The organism is Acidobacteriota bacterium (assembly GCA_016196035.1).
In the GTDB taxonomy this organism is placed as follows: domain Bacteria; phylum Acidobacteriota; class Blastocatellia; order RBC074; family RBC074; genus JACPYM01.
In genome coordinates, this window is record JACPYM010000057.1 from 1 (window position 1) to 22,641 (window position 22,641).

Sequence of the window (22,641 nt, forward strand, 5' to 3'; positions counted from 1 at the left end):
CGCCGCGCCCTACTACGATCAAGCCGCGCCGGGCGATTACGACGGCGACGGCAAAGCCGACCTCACGGTCTGGCGCGCAAGCGATCAGACCTGGTATGTGCAGTGCAGCCTGGATGGCAGTGTGCTGGCCCAGACGCAAGGGCAAACGGGCGACACGGCGGGGCCTGGCAATCATTGATCCAAACGGAATTGCCTGAACTGGCCGGACAAACCGGCTAAAACTGAACCAAACTGCCAAAGCAGGAAGACGGAACACCACCTCCGTCTTCCTGCTTTTTTTGCGGGGTGATTCGATCAGCGGGACAGTACCGCGCGCGTGAGCAAGCGGCACGGTGGTAGTGCAGCCAAGGGGGCAAGCTTGACGCACCGCTTGCTCACGCGCGCGGTACTGTCCCAGCGTCAACTGACTCCCGTAAACGCCATTGCAAACCGCTCTAGCTTGTCCGAGTGCGCTGGAATCCACGCGCCCGCGGCGCACCCGGACAAGCTAAAGCTCGAACTCTAAACGCCCGGACACCAGTGCTGCATTTCCTAGCTGTGTTCCAAACTTGGTTGCTCTGATTTAGACTGCCTTGCACTTCGAGGGAGGGTCTAACCGCATGCTTAGCAAACCTCCCGATTTTGCCTTTTCCTGAAGGAGACCTTGAATGCTCAGGCGTTTTGCCGGCGGCCTGCGCCGGCTCGATTGCAAACCATTTCTTTTCATCGCGCTCTTTTTCGCCGCTTTCTTTGCGCCAATCTTATTTACCGGGCGTTACCTGGTCGGCGGCGATTCGTTGATCTATTCGTACCCGCTGCGCACGGTGGCCTGGGACATGATCCGGCACGGACAGTTGCCGTTGTGGACGCCGTTGATTTTGTCGGGCTATCCCTTGCTCTCGATGGCGCAACTGGGCCTCGGCTATCCGGGCACGTGGAGCTATTTGTTTCTGCCCGGCTATCTGGCCGAAGAGATTTATGTACTGCTGCCGTTTCTGTTTTCGCCGCTCTTTGCCTATGCCTATTTGCGCGCCGTCGGGTGCAGCCGGATGGCGGGATTGCTGGGCGGCTTGAGTTTTGGTTACGGCGGGATGATGGCGGGCGGCTTGTCGCACAACGGCATGTTCACCAATGCGGTGATGTGGCTGCCGCTGTTTTTGCTGGCCATCGAACGTTCGCGCGTCTGGCAGTTCGCGCACGCGCTGGCGCTGGCGGCGCTGGTTTATGCGTTGGCCATTCTGACCGGTTTGGGCCAGGGCTTTCTTTACTCCGGCATCATCGCGGGCGCGTATGGCTTTTGCCTGAGCTTGACCAAGGAACGCACAGCAGCACGCTTCTTTTCGCTGGAACGCTGGCGGCCTTTGTTCGTCGCGGGTTTCGGCATTTTGTTCGCGGCGGGGCTGGCGGCCTTTCAGATTTTGGAGACGATGCGCGCGCAACGCCGCAGCATTCGCAGCGCATTGAATTACGAAACCTTCAGCACAGGGTCATTCACCGCCAGCAGCATCTGGCATTCGTTTCTCACGCCGCTCTATTACTTCAATTTCGAAACGACGGCATACGTACCGGGCCTCGCAGGCGTTTGCATCGTCGCAGCGTTGTTTGCGGGTTTGCGCGTGTTGCCGCAACGTTGGCGCTTGCCGTGGCCGGGCTGGTTTTGGCTGGGATTGTCGGTCGCGGGCTTTCTGTTGATGCAAGGCGACGGCACGCCGGTCTATCGCTGGATTTATCGTTTGCCGCTGGTCAATCTATTCCGCATTCCGTGGCGGCACGCGTTTGAATTCACGTTGGGGCTGTCTATGTTGGCGGCGTTCGGCTGGGACGCGGTGCGAAGCTGGTACAGTACCGCGCGCGTGAGCAAGCGGCACTTGGCAGGAATATCCAAGGGTGCAGCGTCCGGCCAACCGCTTGCTGACGCGCGCGGTTCCGTATCGGCGGATTGGCTCGGCTATCTCGCGCTGGCCGCAGTCACGGCCTTCGCCCTCTGGTCAATGCGCCAAGCCGTGCCCGTGATGACGCCGGGCAATCATCCGTTCTACTTTCGTGAACAGACGTGGCTGGCGTTCAAATTGAGTTTACTGGCGGGTTGGTGCGCGCTGGTCTGGTGGGCCTGGACAAAGATGCGTTGGCGGCACGCGCGCGTCGTTCTGCTGACGGTGATTTTCAGCGCTTGTTTTTGGGAGCAGCAAGTGTTGGTCGCGCATTGGTGTTTCCCCTTCCTGCCGGATGCGGCGTATTTCGCCACGCCCGCGCCTTCGACCAAGTTCATGCAGCAATACGAGCCGACGCAAAATCGCGTCTTCACTTCGACCTCGACCTATTTCAATCTGAAGCTGCCGGTCGCCGAACCGCACAACATTTCGATGGTGCGCGGGCTGCACAATGCGGCGGGCTACGAACCGCTGTTGCCGAAACGCTACGCCGACGCCTTTGGCAGCGGGATGTTGTTCAATACGCCGACGATCAACGCGCCGCTCGATCCCCAGATTTTGCAGCCCGCCTGGCAGGTGCTGGATTTGCTCAACGTGCGCTTGGTCGCGGATTTCAGTTCGTTCAACACCGAGTTTTTTGAAAAAGAAGGCGTGCTCTTTCCGGTCAACGACAGCCAGATTCAATTGCAGCCAGGCCGCGCGCTCACGCTCAGCGGCTCCGACTTCGCCGCCGAAGGCGTTTCTATAGTCACGACGCTGGCCGATGCCGGCGACATCCCGCAGGGCGAACCCGTCGCGCAATTGACCGTGCACACGACCGACGGGCGCCAATTCGATTACGAATTGAAAGCCGGCGTGGACACCGCCGAATGGGCGCACGAGCGGCCCGATGTCAAAGCGCACATCCGGCACAACCTGCCCAAAGTCTTCGATCAATCAGTCGGCGACGCGGCGAGTTCGTTCCTGGCTTATCATTACTGGACGAATTTCCGCTTGGCGCAGCCGGGCGTGATTGAGCGCATGGTCTTGCAAAGCAAAACCCAACGCGCGCCGCTGATCGTCTGGCGCACGGGTCTTTACAGCACACAACCTCGCCAACTGGTTTCGGTGTTTGCACGCCTGCCGGGGCATTGGCGCAAGGTCTACGATCAAGACCAAACGCAGATTTACGAAAACAGCCGCGCGCTGCCGCGCCTCTGGTTGACGCCGCAAGCCGCAGCCGTCAGCGCTGAAGAGGCGCTCAAACGCATTCGCGGTGAAAGCGCGCAGCCTTTCAATCCGCGCCAGACCGCGCTCATTGAAACTGCCGCAGCGGGTTTGCCGAAAGAGTTGCTGCCCGCCGCAAATAACCAATTGGCCGACACGGCCAGCGCGCGTTACGTCAGCTATCAACCCAATCATGTGGTCATTGAAACCAACGCGGACAGACCCGCCGTGCTGGTCGTCAGTGAAGCGCATTATCCCGGCTGGACGGCGCGGCTGGACGGACAGCCGACGGCAATTTACGCGACCGATTATTTGCTGCGCGGAATCGTCTTACCGGCAGGCCAGCATCGAGTGGAGATGCGTTACACCGCACCGGCGGCGCTCAGCGGCCTGGGCATTTCCGTGCTGACGCTTGGACTTTTGCTGGGGCTGGTTTGGCGGGCGCGCCGCAAAACGAATTGACCAGATCACATTCTCCATTCTACTTTCTTAGGCAGAACGTGAGTTTCACTGCTTACGAATGGAGAATAGAGAATGAAGAATGCGGCACAGGTTTCCCAATTGCTGGGCGGCGGAAGTGTTGCACGCTGCTACCGACTAGCACTTTTCTGAAAGGCAACAAGTATGACTGAAACACATCGCATCAACATTCAACTCAAAGCGGCGCATCAGGGTGGCGCCTGGCACGGCCCTTCGTTGCGCGAATTGCTGGACGGCGTGACGGCTACACAAGCGGCGCAACATTTGCTGCCCGACGCGCACAGCATCTGGGAACTGGTCAATCACATCCGCGCCTGGGAAGCCATCGTCAACCGTCGCGCGCTAGGCGAAACCATCAGCGACGTGCCCGATGAAATAAATTTCCCGCCCGTGACTGACACCGGCGACAGCGCCTGGCAAGCGGCCTTGCAGCAACTGGACGAGACCAATCGGCAGTTGCGCGCGACCATTCAGCAACTCGACGAAGCCCAATTGCAGGAACTAGCACCGGGCAAAACACATCCGCTTTACTTTGAATTGCACGGCGCGTTGCAGCACACGCTTTATCACGCGGGGCAAATTGCGCTGCTCAAAAAGGCGCTCACCTGATTTGGTTCGGCAGCGCTGCCTCATTTGATGTTGAGCCTGATCGGATTGGCCGTCTTCCCTTCCACGTTCAACACGACATCCACCACGCCGCGCCCGGCCAGCGCGCGCGGCAGCGTGATGTTGAGTTGATCCAATCCGACCAAGCCCGGCGCGGCGCTCGCGAAAGACACCGTCGCATTGACCGGTGGCAGCGTACCGCCACTCAGCGTCACCTCTACGTCATCCTGCCGCTGGCGCAACCGCCAACCCGTGCCGAATAACACCGCCACCACCACATCGGTCGTTGGCCCCAGATCAAGCGGCAGCGTCACGTAGCGATTGGTCGCCGGGTCTAGGCGCACCAGCGGTTCGAATTGTTGCAGCGTGCCGCGCGCGCGCACCGCTACGCCCGCCGGCACGTCGCGGCCATTGGCATTGGCTGAAAAAAAGTCCGGCGCAACCGTGGCGAGAATGACGTCGCCGCGACTGAGTGCGCCGCTGGCATTGCTGACCGTGACCAGGGCTACGCCGGGCGCACTGCCTGCCGGGATTTGATAATTGAGCTGGCTGGCCGAAACAAAAAACAGCGGCGCCAACCGTTCGACGCCTGCGCTGTCGCGCACTTTGACCTGCGTGCCCGCCAGTGTGGTCGGCAACGGCAAACTCGGGGCGGATTGCGTCGCGGTGGAGAGCGCCGTGCCAAACGCGCTGGCGATGCTTTCCGGCGCGAGTTCCCCGCCGAGAAAACTGGCGGCGGAAACATTCACCAGCGTGGCTTGCGTTGCGAGTTGGGTCACCGTGAAAGTTTGCCCCGCGACGGTCAGCGTACCCGTGCGCGTGGCTCCGGCATTGGCGGCGACGGTGTAATTCACCGTGCCGGTGCCCACACCGGTTGCGCCCGCCGTCAAGGTCAGCCACGCGGCGTTACTCGTTGCCGTCCAATTACAAGGCGTGGCGGCTTCGACAAACACGCTGCCCGTACCGCCCGCAGCGGTAAAGCCTTGCGCGCTGGGGCTGCGTGTAAAGGTGCAAGGCTGCACGATGAAGCTGGTGGTTTGCACGTTGTTGCAACCGGCTTTGCTCAGCGTGAGCGGCCCACTGACCGCGCCCGCTGGCACGCGGGTATCAATTTGCGTGGCGCTCACCACGCTGAATTGCGCCGCGACATCATTGCTAAAACGTAGCGCCGTCACGCCCGTGAAATTCGCGCCGTTCAGCGTGACCGGTGCGCCGACGACGCCTGCCGGAGTGAAGCTGTTGACGCTAGGACAACTCACGCCCGGCGTGATCGTGAAGTTAGCGTCGGAAATATCGAAGAAGATATTGCCCAGCGCTTCGACCTTCAAGCGCGCCTGCGTCGTCTGCACATTATTGGGCACGATGATCGCGGCGCTGCCGTTGTTCACCGTATTCGCCAGCAGCACGGTCGGGAAGCTCTGGCCGCCATCGGTCGAAAGCAGCAGCCGCACATTGCTCGCCAGCGTTTGCGTGCCGTTGACATTCCAGGTCACGGTTTGCACATTGCCGCCCGTCCAATTGACGGCTGTATTGGGCAGGGTCACGGCGAAGGGGCCGGAGTTATCCACCGTCAATTTGACCGCGTCTTCATTGACGCCGCCGCGTTGGTCGTAAACGGTTACGCGGAAGTTGAGCATGCGCGGCACACGTGGCAACGCCTCCGCCGTCTGCAAGCCATTGAGCGTCGCGGGCGGCGTGTTGGCGTTGTTCAAAATATAGGTCAGGCTCGGAAAGGTACGCGCTGGATTGGCTGTGGCGGCGAAGCTGCGAAAGAGCGGGCGCGTGGTCGTGGGCGGATCGCTTGCCTGATCGCCATAAGGCGGATTGACGAAGGCGGTTTCGCCCGCATCCACCTGATCCCAGGAGTAAGTTAGGTTGGCGACATCGCCCGCGTCGGCGTCGGTGCCCGTGGCTGTCAAGGTGAACGGCGTCTGTTTAGGGATGGTGAAATCCGGGCCGCCATTGACCGTCGGCGCGCGATTGGCGGTGGCGATTATCGTGCCGCAAGCAGCGGTATTGAGATACGCCAGAATTTCGCGCACGCTGCCGTTGTGAAAGCGCATATCGCGGGTGAGCGTGACGTTGTCGGTATCGCAAACGCCGATGTAGGCCATGAGCGTCGTGCCGCCACCCGGTTCGTAAGCCGTCGAACTGTTGCGCTGGCTGCCGCAAAAACCGTTGGCAGTGTTGTAGGAATGATGCGCGCCAAATTGATGGCCGACTTCGTGCGCCCAGATGCCCAAGGGCCGGCTATCACCCACCGGGTAACTGACGCCCAGCGTGGTCGCCCCACGGCCTTTATTCGGCCCTTGCAGGTCAGACGTGCCCGTCAGCGGATTAAACTGCTTGTTGTCGCAAACCACGCCAAAGCCCGCCGAGCCTTGATTGTTGAACCCGGTGCTGGCCCCCAGCACGTGCCCCAGGTCGTAATTGTTCACGCCCACTTGATCGCGCAAGACGGGCCGCAATTGCTCCATCATCGCCAGCACATTGGCATTCTCGAACGGATCGTTCCCCGCATTGAAACCGCGCTCGGTTGTGAACAGCACATTCGTGCCGCTCGCCAACGTCAGCCGCACCGACAAATCGCGTTCATAAATCGCATCGAGTCCGTTGAGCCAGATGTTGATCGAAGCCAGTGTGCCCGCGTTCGTGCCGTTGCCAAAGGCGTTGGCGTATTCCCAGGTCGCGGCAATGGCGATGCGATAGGTGCGCAACTGTTCGCCGATAGCACTATCCGGCGTCTCAGCGGCAACGACGGACAAGCCTGCCTCTTGCGCCAGGCAGGCAGCGCTTCCCACTTCCGCCGCGCCGGTTTGGCTGAAATAAAGCGTGGGGTCTTGCGGAGCCGGGAACAAGGTTGTCACTGCGCCGCCCACCAGCAACGTCGCGTGCAAGCCCGCAGGCGACCAGGCCGCGCGCATCGTCAATCCCGGCACATCCAGCGCCTGCCCGCGATAACTTTTGATTGCCGGAAATTGCGCGGCCAGGGCGGGTTCCAGCAAGGGCGACTCTTCGATTTTGAAATGCGCCAGGCCGCCGTCCGGCAAGGGCAAGGGCAGAATCGTCTGACTGCCGTTTGGCGCGCCCTTGAATTCCAACGGCGTGCTGGCCAGCAGTTGCTGCAACGCTGCCGCATTCAACTGCCAAACGGGCGCGTCGCCCGCCACACCACGCGCCAGCCGCTCCGCGCGTGTCAGCGGTTGCCAGAGCGGCGTTGCCGATTGCCTACGATTGCTGAGCGCGGGGGCGTTCCAAGCAAGGCCGTAACACAGCCCTAGCAATACAAGCGGCCAAAAATGCGAGATGAATTTCATAAGTTTGTTTGTTGATGTCGCGACACGTTTCAGAAACCTTGGTTTAATAGCTATAGCTCATTGTCATCAACCGTCATCAACGTAGCGCAATCTGCCGAGGTTGCGCGGCTGACGCTACTTCGACCTGGGGAGTATACCAACGCCATCGTCGTAGCTCACAAAGCGCGCAACCTCGGCAGGTTGCGCTACGCTACCGGCAGTCGCGTGCTTCTGCTTCAAGCAGTTTTTTGCCCGGCCGCCTGCTACAGATTGGTTTATCACAAGGGGAAGTTTTGCCAGAGACGACGCCACCTCGCAGGTCATCGTCTGGCGGGAGCGCCGCAACACCACAGATTGGAACAGCACCAGCTTAACGACACAATCCTGTTTTGCCAATTGGATCGGTTTGCAATTGCGTTTACGGGAGCGCGTTGTGCCGGGACGGTACCGCGCGCGTGAGCAAGCGGAGCCTGTGCGATTCGGCCAAGGGCGCAAGCTTGACGTGCCGCTTGCTCACGCGCGCGGTACCGTCCCGTTGCGCGGCTTTTCCCATACACTGATGTGAAAACCGATTTAAGCCATTCGAAAATCTGCACACTTGGCGTTGTCAGGGGCGCGCACCGCGTAGTACAAAATCGGCATGAAGACCAACGCATCACTCACCGCGCCGCTCATTCAGTTCGCCGCGTTCATTCTTACGTTCCTACCCATCACGTTCGCGCAGAACACCATTCCCCCCATCGCCACAGGCTACGGCGCTGAAGGCACATTCACGGTGCTGGATGAACGCTTTGCCAGCCCTCTCTTCCCTGCCGAGAACGTGCACGTCTTTCTTCCAGCGGAAAGAAGCTCGTTGGCGCCGGTGATTTTCTTTGCACCCGGTTTCAGCGTGACCGACCCGGCCAGCTATCGCCCGCTGATCAATCACATCGTCAGCCGTGGTTACGCCGTCGTCTTCTCGCCCTTTCAAATCATTGCGGGCGATGGCAGCGTGTATGAGAAACGCTACGACACGATCTTTGCCGGATATGAAGAGGCCGTGCGGCGTTACGGGATGTTTTTTGATCTGACGCGGGTGGCGTTTATCGGGCATTCGTTCGGCGGCGGCGCTTCGTTTGCGATGTTGCAACGCGGAGCCGTGGGCAAAGGCTGGGGCAGCCGCGGGGTGTTCCTGTTCGCAATGGCACCCTGGTACGTGTATGAGATCACGACCAAACAGTTGCTCGACTTCCCATCGCACGCCAAATTGCTGGTGCAGGTCTATGACGCCGATACTGTCAATGATCATCGCATTGCCAAAGAAGTCTTTGAACGCACCGACCTGCCCGCCAGCGAAAAGGATTTTGTGCTCTTGCGCAGCGATCAACAGCAAGGCGTGACGCTCGACGCCGCGCACGGCACACCGTCGGGCCAGACGCCGAACGCGCTGGATTATTACGGCATCTGGCGGCTGTTTGATGCGCTCGCCGATTATGCGTTCAATGGCGCAGCAGCGGGCAAAGACGTCGCGCTTGGCAACGGCAGCGCGCAACAACGTTTCATGGGCGTATGGCCCAACGGCCAGCCGGTCAAAGAGGCGCTGGCGGGTGATTGCGTGACGATCACGCGCGCCTCGTCATCATTTCTCTTTCCCTACGATCAAACCATTCATGACCTGACCGCGCTTTCTGCCGCCAGTTTCAAAGCGCCGCTCGCGCCCGCCTCCATCGGCTCCGCCTTCGGCAAATTGCTGTCGGCTGCGACGGCGGCGAATAGCAGCGCCAGCCCGCCTGTCGCGTTGAACGGCACGGCGCTCAAGGTGCGCGATAGCGCTTGCGTCGAACGGTTCGCGCCATTGTTTTTTGTCTCGCCGGGGCAAATCAATTTCCTCTTACCCGCCGAGACTGCCACGGGCGCGGCCACGCTCATCGCCCAGAACGATGCGGGCGAAGTCAGCCTGGGCGTCATCAATGTCAACCGCGTCGCGCCGGGCCTCTTTGCCGCCAACGCCAATGGTCAGGGCGTAGCGGCGGCGCTAGCCTTGCGCATCAAGCCGGACGGCCAGCAAGTTTACGAACCCGCCGCGCGTTACGATGACAGCACCAAACGCTTCGTCGCCGCGCCAATTGAGCTGGGCAATGCGGATGACCAGGTCTTCCTGCTGCTCTTTGGCACCGGCTGGCGCAATCGCAGCGATCTCGGCCAGATCAGCGTCACCCTGGGCGGCCAACGCGTCGAAGCGCTTTTCGCGGGCGCACAAGGTTCGCCAGGTCTGGATCAAATGAATCTGCGTTTGCCGCGCGCACTGGCCGGGCGTGGTGAAGTGGATGTCGTGTTGCAGGTGGATGGGCAAATGGCGAATACCGTCAGGGTGAGTTTCAAATGAGCCACTGTTGCGTAAGTTGCGAAATGCCCCCCTGACCAATTTTCTCGCTGGGAAATTTCAACTTGGTTGTCGTGACTGCACTCAGGCCGCTTTTTGTTTCAGATGCAATTTGATGAGTTGGGAATCTTCGGTCACATCCACCTCTTTCCACTCACCCGTTGCCTCATCTAAAAACTCGACGAGGTAGCCGGCAGGGTGATACGCAGTGGCCGCAAACACCTCCAATACAGTACCCACCTCACCGCGCCTGATGTGCTGACTCGGTAAATCAACGAGCAAGGCCACCAAATCATTGACTTGAATCTGTTCCATCAAATTTCCTTTCAAATCACATAACAACTGGTCAACCGTGGAAACGTTTTACCATACTCGATGATTCAGGCCGTTCTGATCAACGCCGTCTTGCCACCATGCGCCAGTTGATAATCCAAGACGAATCTTCGACCAAAGACGGACGGCTCAATCTCGTCTGCTTCATCACTGCGAACGGCCTGCAACAGTTGCGCTCTCAGTCATTCGGCATGGGTCGCTGTCAACCCAAGTGCCGCTTGCCCAAGTGCCGCTTGCCCAAGTGCCGCTTGAAAGACCCGCGCCTTGTGGCCGCCGCGTTCATGCGACAGGTTGAGGCTGTAGTCCCGCAGTTTGGCCAGCTCAACCACGGCGTTTTCAGCGTCAGGCAATTTCATTGCATCAATAACCGCCTGCCGGAGCGGCGCGTTCGAGTTGCAATTCGCCCGCGCGCCAGCGTTTGAAATCGTCGCACAGCGCCGCCGTGGCTGTGGCACCGATGCGCGTCACCCCGGCATCAATCATTTCCAGCGCGGCAGCCAGTGTGCGCACGCCGTGTGCGGCTTTGACTTGCACGCGCGCGCTGACGTGGGCGCGCATCAATTGAATGTCGGCCACCGTCGCGCCGGTCGAGGCAAAGCCGGTCGAAGTCTTCACCCAATCCGCGCCGGCTTCATCGCATAACTGACAGGCCGCGATTTTTTGGTCGTCGGTCAAATAGGCGTTCTCAAAAATCACTTTGACCTTGGCGCGCTGTGCGTGCGCCAAATCGCAGACGCTCTGCACTTCGGCTTGTACGTAATCAAGTTGGCCCGAACGTAGCGCGCCATAGTTGATGACCATATCGAGTTCGAGCGCGCCTTCCTGCAACGCCTGCCGTGCTTCGGCCAATTTGGTTTCGCGTGTCGAGCTACCGTGCGGGAAGCCGACAACCGTGCTGACCAGCACATCAGAAGCGGCCAGCGCCTCCGCCGCCAGCGTGACGTGATACGGCTTCACGCACACCGAAGCCACGTCGTATTGCGCGGCCAATGCACAGCCAGCCAGCACTTCGGCTCCGGTCAATTGCGGTTGCAGCAGCGAGTGGTCAATGGTTTTGGCGAATTGTGCGAGGGTGATGGTCTGACTGTTTAGGCGCATAGTTTGGTTCTCTGCAATTGTTCAACCTACATTCTGGCGCGCCCACACCGCCGCGCCCATCAACCCGGCGTTGTTGCCCAAGGTCGCCGGTAAAATCTCGATGGCGTCTTTGTCGGCCACGCGCACGCGGTCGCGCACGGTGCGGCGAATGGGTTCAAGGATCAAATCACCCGCCGCCGCCACGCCCCCGCCAATCAGGACGCGGCGCGGCGTGAGCGCCATCACGACATTGGCGATGCCATAGCCGATGGCCTTGCCCGCAAACTCATAAATTTCGCGCGCCACCTCGTCACCCGCCAGCGCGGCCTGATAAATCAATTCGGGCGTGATCAGATTCAGATCGCCAGCGCATAGTTCCGTGATCTTCGTCGTCGCCCCTTGCACCACGGCGCGCATCCCCGCCGCCGACATGGCCGGGCCAGAGGCGAAGGCTTCGATGCAACCACGCGAGCCGCAATTGCAACGCGGGCCGTTGAAATCCACGCTGACGTGGCCCAATTCGCCCGCCGCGCCGCCGATGCCCAGATACAATTCGCCGTTAATAACCAAGCCGCCGCCGATGCCTGTGCCCAGCGTATACAGTGCGCAACTCTCGACGCCACGGCCCGCGCCGAACTTCCATTCGCCCAGCGTCGCCGCACGTGCATCGTTAATGATGGCGACTGGCAAACCGCTGGCCTGCGCGAGTTCAGCGCGCACCGGCACGCTACGCCATTGCCCCGGCAGATTGGGCAGAAAGAGCGTCAGCCCGTGTTCCAGATCGAGCAGACCCGGAATGCCCAGGCCGATGCCGCCAATGTCGTCTTTCTGTTGGCCCGTAGCGCTGATGACCGTGTGCGCGAGTTCGGCCATGCGCACGATCACGGCGTCGTGGCCTTCCTGCGCGTGCGTGGGCGTCGCGGTCAGCCCGCTGATGTCGCCGCTGTCGGTGTTGACGAGAGCGGCTTTGATATTGGTGCCGCCGAGATCAATGCCAATAAACAAAGTTTTCGGTGTCATGTGTTTTGAGAAGTTGTTTCTGCGAGATTGTTAGACCAGCGGGCGGATGTTAGCACGAGGCCGGAAATCTGCGAAGCTGAGCGGGAAAAACCTACGGCTAGCCTTGCCACTCTTGCCTGCGCACAGGTGCTGGCCTACACTGCGCGCCGTTCATCGAATTTCAGCCCCACAGCAATCAGCATTTGAGGATGTGGCGCTGCTCAACACTCGTAAGTGAATAGGCGCAGATAACTTGTACGTTGATGGCAAAACAGCAAGAAGAAAATCAACGGACTGCCCTATCTCCAGGGGTTCAGCTTGAGCCGCTTCAGTCCGGCGTACTCTATTCGCCCGCTGACGAGATGCTACGCCGAGCAATTACAGATACGCTCAAGGCCCCAACAGCAAAACGGGCAGGGATCTTCGAGCGATTCGCGCGCGAGATTGAAGCGTTTGTGGCCGCGCATTATCCCCAACGGCCCTGGACCTGTGGGGTCTACACGGGGACGGATGGCTCGCAGATCTTCCGTGGCGGCGTAGGACATTCGCTAGTCATAGACGCAAGCGGCCGACTGTGGCGGGCCTGTAGTTACGAGGACTTTGATACAACCTATGTGCTGAGGGGGAACTCCTGCGAGATCGAAAGCCTGACCCCGCTCTACTCGCAAATGCTCGAGTACCTGGCTGAGGAGAGGCCTTGATGCATGGCTGCGCAACGAGCTGCGCCTAACGTATGAGGTAGGCCGGCAGAAGAGGAGTGAAATGTGCAAGCTGAGCTAAGCAGGCTGGAAGAGCAGTTGAGACGGGCGCTTGAAGGTGAGACCTGGCATGGCCTGTCCGTGCTCGAAACCCTGACAGGCGTCTCGGCGGAGCAAGCCGCCGCGCATCCGCTCGCCGGCGCGCACAGTATCTGGGAGTTGGTGCTGCATCTAGGCGGCACGTATGGCTTGGTATTGCGGCGGCTCGGCGGAGACGGCAGGCAAATGACAGAGGCTGAGGATTGGCCCGCTGTGCCAACGCCCAGCGCCGAAAACTGGCGTGAAGCCATCCGCGTGCTGAAACGACTCAACGAAGAGCTCAAACTGGCAGTCAGCAGCTTTCCGGCAGAGCGGCTGGATCAGCCCCTGGTCGCCGAGGCTCCTTACACTGCCTATACGCAGTTCATTGGCGTAACACAGCACAATCTCTATCATGCGGGCCAGATCGCGCTCTTGAAGAAGGCGCTAGCGTCCGACGGAATGCAGATGAGCGACTAGGTCAGTGGAGCGGCCTAACGGCCATCCCACAATCCAAAGAGAACTACTCATGAGCAAGACCAATCCAGTAGAAATCAGGAAGACTCCCATGCTGCGGTATCTCGTCACTCCTAACCCAACCCGCACCTTTTTGCTTATAGCGCTCGTCTGCGCTTTGGTCGCCACAAGAGCCGTCCATGTCCAACAGGCGAAGGGCAGCCGCACGGTTCGCCTGCTCACACGCGCCGGCCAGGTGTTGGAAGGGAGCCTCTCCGCAGGCAACTTCACGCTGAACGGAAACTCGCCCCGCTCTCTGGATGTGGAGACATTGCTTTCCATCAACCTGGCGGCGGAGGCAAGCCCGCGCGAAACTGAGCGAATCACTGCCGCTCTCGCCGCCGTGCAGGGCGCTGACCGCGTAGCGCGTGATACTGCGGTGGCGGAGTTGACCGACATCGGGTTGCCCGCGCTCACGCCTGTGCTCAACGCCTACAAGGATCGTGACCTGCGCGAGCCTGATGCGCTTTACCGCCTCTTCGGTCGCTTGATGCCCGGCTATGCTGACGCGGCTGACCGCTCCCTCGACCTCATCCGGCTGAAAAATGGGGACGCCCTGCGCGAACGGGTGGGCATGGAATCGCTCACGTTCCAACCGCCCGGCAGGACTGTGATGAAGCTTCCCCTCGCCTTGATTCGTGCGCTAGCGGTGCGGCAGGGCGTGATCGAGAAAACCTTTGAGGTGCAGGCGCTGCGCCATTGCACCCAGATCGAGTTTCTTGATACTGGCGTAGTGCTTGGCCCTCAATCGCGCGTCGAAGCGACCGCCGCCGGGTATGTGCGGCTTTCTTTCGCCATTGATGGCTGGGCCTCCGATCCGGATGGACTGAAAGTGCCGGGGCCGAACTACAAGACGAACCTGGTGGATGGCTTTCCCTTTGGAGCGCTGGTGGGCAAGGTCGGTGCCACGGGGCCGCGCTTCAGCGTGGGGCGTCACTTGGACAAGACGGGCTTGGGTGAGGGCCGCCTTTACCTTGCCGTGAACGACAACGCGCATTGGCAAAACAACATCGGCAGCTTTCGCGTGAGACTGCGCGTCAGTGATGCTTACGATGTGGGTGATCCGCAGTAATCGCTGGACGCCACAATTGCTTCAGGCGCGGCCCAGTGAACGTGTCAGTAAGGCTACATATGGCTGAATCTGGTCGGCAAAGATGGTTGCGAATGGCGGCACTCTTAGGTGCCGTGTACTTTGTCTTCGGCGTCGCCTTTGCGACATTCGCGAGTTGGTCTGCGTCCCATTCGATGCGTGTTACCTGGAATCGCTTGGGCTTCCTGGCCTCCGCCATCGCGTTCGCACTTCATATAGGTTACGAGTACTTTCGCTTGCGTAACTCGCCCCTAACAACAGCGGCGCACGTCGCCATAGCCGTGGCATTGGGCGCTTTTGCTTTGGCAGTCAACGCGAACGTTCATGGCTACCGAGTGGGCTCAAGTAACAAGCGACTGCTCGCCTTCGCGCTCTTGGCATGGCCGGTGATAACGGCAGTCCCGGCATTTGTGGTCGCGCTAGTTACGGCAGCCGGACTAACCTTCAAACGGCGAAGCGCTTGATTGCCACGGATTGAGTTGAAGGTGAAATCTAAGCGCCGCGCCCGGTCAACTCTGACGTTCCGGCACAGCGCACTTTTGCTAGCTACGCAATTGAAAACTGATCTAATTCACCCAGTCGAGGTAACACATGAAACAACAGAAACATTGCATGTCCATTCTCATTCTCTTCGCCAGCTTGACCTTATCCTTGCCGGTTCCGGCCAAGACACCCTTGGCGCAAAGCCGAACCAATCAGGCACAGGCCACACAACAAGGCGACAAATACCCTACGGTTGAAATGCACAGAAGCAAACTTCATCAGGACAAATCGCAAGGCGTGATCTACCTGGACGCCCGGCAACGCGAAGAACGGCGCGTGGTGATGCGGGAGGGTCTCGTTTACGACCACAGCGGGAATACGTTGATCACCACCCGCAGCAAACACAAAAATCAAAACAACTACGTGATGGATGCCGCCGGGAACTTCTATCTGTTTGATGAGTTCACGCACCCAGAGATTCGCCACTCCAGCATCTTTGCCGGTGGCCCAGTCGCGGGCGCAGGCAATATCACGATTCAAGAGGGGCGAATTACGTACATAGATGCTGACAGCGGCCATTACCCAAGCGCAGGCGTTTTTGAGAACGTGAAGAAAGAAATTGCGGCCCACGGTACGATCAACGGGGATCATTCCCAAAAGGACACCAGCACCGAGCAAGAAACGAAAAGTAAGAGCGGCAAGAAAGACAAAAAGGGCAAGAAGAAAAAGCATCATTCACAGTAAGCGTTATGGCTTGGCAGCGACACCTTACTGGCATTCGATAAGTCTAAATACGCAGAGGCCAGCCACAGATCGAGACCTGTTGCTGGCCTCTGCGTATTTAGAGAACAGCACCATTACCTTGGCGGACTTGCTTCCTGCCAATTGCGGTACTGACCTGGCATCCCACAAACATCATTTGCTCACTTTGCCAGTGGCTGGCTAGAATGGCGCTGCTTTCACCAACACATCCGTAACTCAGGATTTGCGTGCGCAGCAACGATTGCAAACGAAACTAAAACATCCCATGCACTTACTCGACTTCACGCTGGCAGAACGAGTCGAGCAGGCTGAAACATTGCCTGCGCGTTGTTACACCGACCCGGCCTATCTCGAACAAGAAACCAAACAAATCTTCCGTCGCACCTGGCAACTGGCCGGACGCTTGGAGCAGGTCGCGCAGCCCGGCAGCTACTTCACGACCGAAGCGGCGGGCGAGCCAGTGCTGATCGTGCGGGATCGCCAGGGCACGCTGCGCGGCTTTCATAACGTGTGCCGCCATCGCGCGAGCCTCCTGGCGGCGGGCGCGGGACACTGCGAACAGTTCCGCTGTCCGTATCACGGCTGGACGTATGAGCTAACCGGCAAACTGGTTGGCACGCCGGATTTTCAAGGTGTAGAGAATTTTGACCGCCACGCTTTCGGGCTGGCGTCCTTGCAACTCGAAACCTGGGAGCAATTCATCTTCGTTAAGCTGGACGCCGCCGCGCCTTACAGCCTGAGCGATTGGCTGACAGACATTCCGTCCCAAACGCGCCATCTGCACGCCGGCAAGATGCAACTCGTCGAGCGGCGCGATTACGTGATCGAATGCAATTGGAAGGTTTATGTTGATAACTATGTCGAGGGCTACCACGTGCCTATCGTCCATCCGTCGCTGATGCGCGAATTGGATTTTCAACGCTATCGCACGCTCACCAACCGCTTTTATTCGCGGCAAGACGCGCCGCTCAAAACCGGCAATGATCCGCAACGGCGTTATCAGCCAACAGCAGCGCAGGCCGAAGCGCTGTACTTCTGGGTCTTTCCCAATCTGATGCTCAATATTTATCCCGACAACCTGTCAGTGAATCTGATCTTGCCGCTGGGGCACGAACGAACCTTAACGATTTTCGAGTGGTTCTTTCACGAACCGGACGCGCCGGGGATGGCCGAACGAATTCACCGCACGGTTGAATTGAGCGACGAAGTGCAAGCCGAAGACATCCGCGCTTGTGAGTTGGTGCAGAAGGGCCTGCGTTCGATGTCGTATGAGCGCGGGCGTTATTCGGTCAAACGCGAGAACGGACTCCATCATTTTCATTCGCTGTGGTACGAATTTATGAAGGGATAGCCACAAAAAGGCGCAGAAGACGCAAAGGGAGTCCAGGCATGACAGAAGCCGAGTTGCCTGATTCCTGATTCCTGATTCCTGACTTCTGATTCCTGATCGTCGGAAAATAACGGCTGAGTTTCACTTATCAGGAATCAGAAGCCAGGAATCAGGGGTCGGGTAGAGAGGTTGTAACCACTGCTTCTTTCAAAACTACCCAAACCCTCTTTTGCGCCTTTTTACAGCAAAGACAACCAGGTTACCGAATGATCGAAAACAAACTCCAACTCTTACAAGACAAGAACAAGGCCGCTGAGGTTGGCGGCGGCCCGGAACGCATCAAACGCCAGCACGCCGAAGGAAAAATGACGGCGCGTGAGCGCGTCGAATTCCTGCTGGATGACGGCAGCTTTGAAGAGTTCGACAAGTTCGTGGCGCATCGTTGCCTTGATTTCGGCATGCAGGAACAACTCTTTCCCGGCGACGGTTTCATCACCGGCCACGGCTTGATTGACGGGCGCGAGGTCTTTGTCTTCGCCCAGGATTTTACCGTCTTTGGCGGCTCGCTGTCGGAAACGAATGCGCAGAAGGTCTGCAAGATTATGGACCTGGCGATGAAAGTCGGCGCGCCCGTGATTGGCTTGAACGATTCGGGCGGCGCGCGCATTCAGGAAGGCGTGGCCTCGCTCGGCGGGTATGCCGACATCTTCTTGCGCAACACGCTGGCGTCGGGCGTGATTCCACAAATTTCGGCGATTATGGGGCCGTGCGCGGGCGGCGCGGTCTATTCGCCCGCGATCACCGATTTCACCGTGATGGTCAAAGACACCAGTTATATGTTCATCACCGGCCCCGATGTCATCAAAACCGTCACGCACGAAGACGTGACGAAAGAAGAACTCGGCGGTGCGATGACGCACAACGCAACCAGTGGCGTAGCCCATTTCGCGACTGAGAATGAAGAAGACTGTTTGCGCGTCATTCGCGAACTGTTCTCCTTCATCCCGTCAAACAACATGGATGACCCGCCGCGCATCGCCTGTGGCGATCCAATTGACCGAGCGGATGAAGCGTTGAACACGGTCGTGCCGCTTGAATCGAACAAGCCTTATGACATTCGCCAGGTCATCAACAAGGTCGTAGACAATGGTTACTTCTTCGAGATTCAAGAACATTTCGCGCGCAACATTGTGATCGGCTTTGCGCGGCTGAACGGCCAGCCGGTGGGCCTCGTGGCGAATCAACCGAGCTTCCTGGCGGGCGTGCTCGACATTGACGCGAGCGTCAAAGGCGCGCGCTTCGTGCGCTTCTGCGATTGCTTCAACATTCCGATCATCACCTTTGAGGACGTGCCAGGCTTCCTGCCGGGCGTCAATCAGGAACACGGCGGCATCATCCGGCACGGCGCGAAACTGCTCTACGCCTACGCCGAAGCGACGGTGCCGAAGATCACCGTCGTGACGCGCAAGGCCTACGGCGGCGCCTATTGCGTGATGGGGTCAAAACACATTCGCACCGACATCAACTTTGCTTATCCATCAGCCGAGATCGCCGTGATGGGCGCGGAAGGCGCGGTTGGCATTCTCTATCGCCGCGAGTTAGCTGGGGCGGAAGACCCGGCGGCGGCGCGCCAGGAAAAGATCGAAGAGTATCAGGACAAATTCGCCTCGCCTTATGTGGCGGCGGAGCGCGGCTTTATTGACGAAGTGATCGAACCAAAACAGACGCGGCAAAAACTGATTCGCGCCTTGAAGCTGCTTGCCAACAAACGCGACACCAATCCGCCGCGCAAACACGGCAACATCCCGTTGTGATTTGGAGCCAGCGGCTCTGACGATGACAAAAGGGGTGGAGCAGGTAATCAACCTGCTCCACCCCTTTTGTCGGGTACTTGGTGCGGCTTTAAGCGGCGCGTTTCTTCGCCTTCCCAGTCGTCAATACTTCAATCGCTTTTTTGAGCATGATGTCATCGCCGGATTTGGGCGCCACGATATTCGGCGGCTGTGCTGTGCCACCCGGAGCAGGCGGAGCGGGCGCTTGTTTTTTCGTATCGTTCTCAGTGTCGTCGGGATTGACATCGGCCAGATCGGCGCGCTTCACCTCGACATTCGGCGTCACGCCTTCGGTCATGAAAATCTTGCCGTTGGGCGAAGCATGCCGCGCTACCGTCAGCAAGAACGCCGAACCATCATCCAACGGGAACAGCTTCTGCTCAGATCCCATTCCAAAAAGCGTGCGCTCGCCGACGACATCGCCGCGCTGACTTTCCATCAAGGCCGCTGCCACGACTTCAGCCGCGCCCGCTGTCGTGCGATCCACGATGGCCGCGACGGGCAGATCGGTCAGATCGTTGTCGGCTTTGGCTTCGTAGGTCGCCAACACCGCTTCTTTACGTCCAATGGTTTTGGCAAGCGTGCCGGATTTGATGAAGTAATCAGCGACAGCCACGCCTTCGCTCAAGTCGCCCCCGGCGGAACCGCGCAGGTCGAGCAAAATGCTTTTCGCGCCTTTCTTGATGACATCCTTGACGGCGGCGGCCACGGCTTCGGCTTGCCCTTTGTGCAGGATGGGCACTTTGACATAGCCGACTTGCGCTTCAAGCGTGCGGTCTTCAATCGGCGCGTTGGGCACGGCGGCGCGCGTGAGTTTGAGCTTGTCCGTCTTGCGATTGATGAGCGACAGTTCGACGCTGGTGCCCGCCTGCCCTGCAAGCAAGGTTTTCACGTCGTACAAATCCAGGTCGCGGGTCGCGTGGCCGTCAATGTATTCGATCACGTCGCCGACGCGGATGCCCGCTTTTTCAGCCGGCGAATTCGGCACGACAGTAATCACATACGCAAAACCCGAATACTGACCAATGACTATGCCTGTGACATCGGTGTTGTGTTTGCCCGCTTGATAGTCTTTGACTTGGGCGGGCAACAGATAAGCGCTGTATGGATCAAGGCCGTCGGTCAAGCCGCGCAGCGCGCCGACGCGCACTTTGTCGAGATCAGGTTTCTCTACGTAATCGCTATTGATCTTGCTAATGACCTCTTCAAAGATGCGCAGTTGCGGATAAGGGCCGGTTTCGGCAATCGCACGCACTAGCGGATTGTTCGAGCTGGAAAGCATGCCGCCCACAATCGAATACAGAGCGATAAAGGCGGAAAGCGAAATCAGCGTCAACTTGCTGCGAATGGACATCTACTTCTCCTTAAAGAGGACAGCCGTTCAGGCTGTTGGTCATTGCGATTCGTCACGAATGCACGCTTGCAAACGTGGCCGGATCATACATCACGTGAAAAGAACGGCGCAAGCAGTGCTTCCTGCACAAAAGACAATTAACCACTTAAAATCTCAAGCATTTCCAGCCACCGCCGCATAAATCCAGGCGATTGGAATCACTCGTAAGCCAAGGTGCACTGACAACGCTTTAGATTACAGGAGGAAACCACATGAACGAATTTCCAGGTACGGGTGCGCCCTGGCGTGCCGATCTAAATCTGGTGTTACAACTCTTAATGGGCGGGGTGCTGCTGCTGGGAATGTGGCTGGCGCGCCGGCAGCGCTTTCGCGCGCATGGGATTTGCCAGGCGGCAGTTATGCTACTCAACCTGCCGCTGATTGCGCTAGTGATGTATCCGGCCTTTCAACGTTCGACGCTGCCGCGGTTAGGAGCGGGATTTGGCAAACCCGATGTCCTCATCACGACATTGCACGCCGGATTGGGATTGCTGGCAGAACTCATGGGCCTGTATGTGATCCTGGTCGCAGGCACAAAGTTGCTGCCCGCCGCGTGGCGGTTTCAAAATTACAAACGTTGGATGCGCGCGACACTGGGATTGTGGTGGTTGGTGATTGCGTTTGGCCTGGGCACCTATTACCAATGGTATCTCAAAGCCGCCGCTCCCAAACCGGTGGCGGCCACAACGCAGACCGGCAACGACCAACGCACGACCATACGACTCAGCAATTTCAAGTTCGAACCAAAAGAGGTCACGATCGCTGCCGGGACGACGGTAGAATGGATTGACGAACAAGGCAATCATTCTATCGTGGCGGACGACGGTTCGTTTGAATCTGACATCCTGGACGCGGGCGGACGGTTTGAGCATCGGTATGAAAAGCCGGGGCGCTTTCCCTATTACTGCTCCTTGCACGGGGAAAAGGGCGGGCACGAGATGGCGGGACTGGTCATCGTTCAATAACTCAGCAAGCCTCAACGCTCAATAAAATGGGCCGCTTCGGTGTGCGCATCCGAAGCGGCCAACAGGAGGATACCCCTTTGAAGAAACACCGGCTGGTGCTTTTCTCAGTGAGTACAGTTTTAGACGCCGGGCTTTCCGCTAAGGTTTCTATTTATTTCGGAAAAGTCTGACTCATTCCCAGGCGTCGCCCCAGGCGATTTTCCGGGCACGCTTCCAGGTGATTTCAGCGCGCTTGGTGAGAGCGACTTCTTGCAGTCCCTCCGGCGCACAAAGCTGCAATCGTGTGAAGCCCGGCGGGCGTTGCGGATGCCGTAACACCCGCGCGGCGGCTGGGCGCACCGCCTGTTTGGCGAAGATTACATAACTGAATTTTTCATCTTCGTATCCGAGCGAACCCGCCTTCAGCCGGCGTTGCAAGGCCGAGCGCTCGACCCGCGCGGCAAAATGGCACCAATCTGTTTCGGGCAGGGGGCAGGCGCGCGCGTGGGGGCAAGGCGCGACGAGATGGCCGCCGAGCTCGATCAACTGGTCGCGCAACCTACTTACAGTGGCAAAACCGCGCATGGTACCCGGTTCGATAATGACCAAAGCCTGTTGCGTCGTTTGCCAAACCGCGCGCACCAGTCGCGCCGCCAATTCAGGTTCGAGTTCACTCAGGGCGTAGGAAAACACAGCCAGGTCATGCGGCGGCCAGTCGCGGAGGTGTTGCAAATTCGCCCGTTGCCAGGCTGCCGCGCGTAAGGCTGCTTGTTCAGAGGCGTGCGCCAATTCCTTGCCCAGTTGAATCATCCCGCTGTCCTGTTCGAGCAGCGTACACTGTTGTAACGCGCTGAACGTTTCGGTCGCCGCCCAGCTTGCGGCGCCTGTCCCGCCGCCTAAATCCAGAAGGCTGCCGAAAGACGCGGCGGGGATCAACCGCTGCAACTCGCCGAAGACTTTGCACGCGGCGGCATAGGTCGCGGGCATGCGCGTGGCGGCATAAGCCAGCCGCTCCGCGTCAGTATTAATAAACCGCTCCGGCAGAGTTTGCGGCGCGCGGTAACGCGCCGAGAGCGCCCGCGCGGCATCGTTTAAGTCTTTGGTTGAACAGCGTGCGGCAGCGATTTCAATCGCCGCACGCAAGCTTGACGGTAGTTGCATAATCCAACTCGCAGCCGTGGCATTTCGCAGGTTCAGCAGCGCCCGCCACGGTAACGCAAAAAAGCGAAAGGGAGAAAGGCGAAGC

The 22,641-nt window shown here is 59.0% G+C and carries 17 protein-coding genes; 10 read left to right on the forward strand and 7 right to left on the reverse strand.

Annotated features, from left to right (window positions below):
- The 3 genes from HY011_16820 to HY011_16830 all read left to right on the forward strand — a co-directional run.
- On the forward strand, positions 1-178 hold a 178-nt coding region (locus tag HY011_16820), incomplete at its 5' end, for a peptidase M23 (protein MBI3424599.1).
- Positions 179-647: 469 nt separating this feature from the next.
- Positions 648-3,578 carry a YfhO family protein gene (locus HY011_16825; protein ID MBI3424600.1) on the forward strand — a complete coding sequence of 977 codons (2,931 nt, stop codon included), beginning with the start codon at positions 648-650 and terminating at the stop codon, positions 3,576-3,578.
- A gap of 162 nt (positions 3,579-3,740) precedes the next feature.
- Positions 3,741-4,205, forward strand: a complete 465-nt coding sequence (locus HY011_16830) for a DinB family protein (protein MBI3424601.1) — start codon at positions 3,741-3,743, stop codon at positions 4,203-4,205.
- A 20-nt stretch (positions 4,206-4,225) separates the two neighbouring features.
- Here the strand turns inward: HY011_16830 and HY011_16835 are convergent, their stop codons facing one another.
- Positions 4,226-7,519 carry a hypothetical protein gene (locus HY011_16835; GenBank protein ID MBI3424602.1) on the reverse strand — a complete coding sequence of 1,098 codons (3,294 nt, stop codon included), beginning with the start codon at positions 7,517-7,519 and terminating at the stop codon, positions 4,226-4,228.
- Positions 7,520-8,138: 619 nt separating this feature from the next.
- Between HY011_16835 and HY011_16840 the strand changes: the two genes are divergently transcribed.
- A complete protein-coding gene (locus tag HY011_16840; GenBank protein ID MBI3424603.1) occupies positions 8,139-9,863 on the forward strand; it encodes a hypothetical protein in 1,725 nt (574 codons plus the stop codon).
- Positions 9,864-9,944: 81 nt separating this feature from the next.
- Here HY011_16840 and HY011_16845 read toward each other — a convergent pair whose 3' ends face one another.
- From HY011_16845 to HY011_16860, 4 genes are all read right to left on the reverse strand, one after another.
- A complete protein-coding gene (locus HY011_16845) occupies positions 9,945-10,175 on the reverse strand; it encodes a DUF4926 domain-containing protein (GenBank protein ID MBI3424604.1) in 231 nt (76 codons plus the stop codon).
- 200 nt (positions 10,176-10,375) lie between these two features.
- On the reverse strand, positions 10,376-10,549 hold the full coding sequence (locus tag HY011_16850; protein MBI3424605.1) for a hypothetical protein: 174 nt from the start codon (positions 10,547-10,549) through the stop codon (positions 10,376-10,378).
- 4 nt (positions 10,550-10,553) lie between these two features.
- Complete coding sequence (gene deoC, locus HY011_16855; protein ID MBI3424606.1) at positions 10,554-11,291, reverse strand: deoxyribose-phosphate aldolase; 738 nt, start codon at positions 11,289-11,291, stop codon at positions 10,554-10,556.
- A gap of 21 nt (positions 11,292-11,312) precedes the next feature.
- On the reverse strand, positions 11,313-12,290 hold the full coding sequence (locus HY011_16860; GenBank protein ID MBI3424607.1) for an ROK family protein: 978 nt from the start codon (positions 12,288-12,290) through the stop codon (positions 11,313-11,315).
- A gap of 743 nt (positions 12,291-13,033) precedes the next feature.
- On the opposite strand from HY011_16860, the gene HY011_16865 reads away from it, so the two are divergent.
- The 5 genes from HY011_16865 to HY011_16885 all read left to right on the forward strand — a co-directional run bounded on the left by HY011_16865 (position 13,034) and on the right by HY011_16885 (position 19,040).
- The gene (locus tag HY011_16865; protein MBI3424608.1) at positions 13,034-13,525 is read left to right on the forward strand and encodes a DinB family protein; all 492 of its coding nucleotides are present in this window, start codon (positions 13,034-13,036) and stop codon (positions 13,523-13,525) included.
- Positions 13,526-13,574: 49 nt separating this feature from the next.
- Positions 13,575-14,633 carry a hypothetical protein gene (locus HY011_16870; GenBank protein ID MBI3424609.1) on the forward strand — a complete coding sequence of 353 codons (1,059 nt, stop codon included), beginning with the start codon at positions 13,575-13,577 and terminating at the stop codon, positions 14,631-14,633.
- A 669-nt stretch (positions 14,634-15,302) separates the two neighbouring features.
- Entirely contained in the window at positions 15,303-15,878 is a 576-nt protein-coding gene (locus HY011_16875; GenBank protein MBI3424610.1) for a hypothetical protein, read from the forward strand.
- Between the two features lie 283 nt (positions 15,879-16,161).
- On the forward strand, positions 16,162-17,247 hold the full coding sequence (locus HY011_16880) for an aromatic ring-hydroxylating dioxygenase subunit alpha (protein ID MBI3424611.1): 1,086 nt from the start codon (positions 16,162-16,164) through the stop codon (positions 17,245-17,247).
- 245 nt (positions 17,248-17,492) lie between these two features.
- Entirely contained in the window at positions 17,493-19,040 is a 1,548-nt protein-coding gene (locus tag HY011_16885; protein MBI3424612.1) for an acyl-CoA carboxylase subunit beta, read from the forward strand.
- Between the two features lie 88 nt (positions 19,041-19,128).
- Here HY011_16885 and HY011_16890 read toward each other — a convergent pair whose 3' ends face one another.
- Positions 19,129-20,412, reverse strand: coding sequence for a PDZ domain-containing protein (locus tag HY011_16890; protein ID MBI3424613.1), 1,284 nt, complete (start codon positions 20,410-20,412; stop codon positions 19,129-19,131).
- Positions 20,413-20,663: 251 nt separating this feature from the next.
- Here HY011_16890 and HY011_16895 point away from each other — a divergent pair, with 251 nt between their 5' ends.
- Complete coding sequence (locus HY011_16895; protein MBI3424614.1) at positions 20,664-21,416, forward strand: hypothetical protein; 753 nt, start codon at positions 20,664-20,666, stop codon at positions 21,414-21,416.
- Positions 21,417-21,587: 171 nt separating this feature from the next.
- Here the strand turns inward: HY011_16895 and HY011_16900 are convergent, their stop codons facing one another.
- Positions 21,588-22,556 (reverse strand): rRNA methyltransferase, encoded by a 969-nt coding sequence (locus HY011_16900; protein MBI3424615.1) that lies wholly within the window; start codon positions 22,554-22,556, stop codon positions 21,588-21,590.
- Positions 22,557-22,641 lie beyond the last annotated feature (85 nt).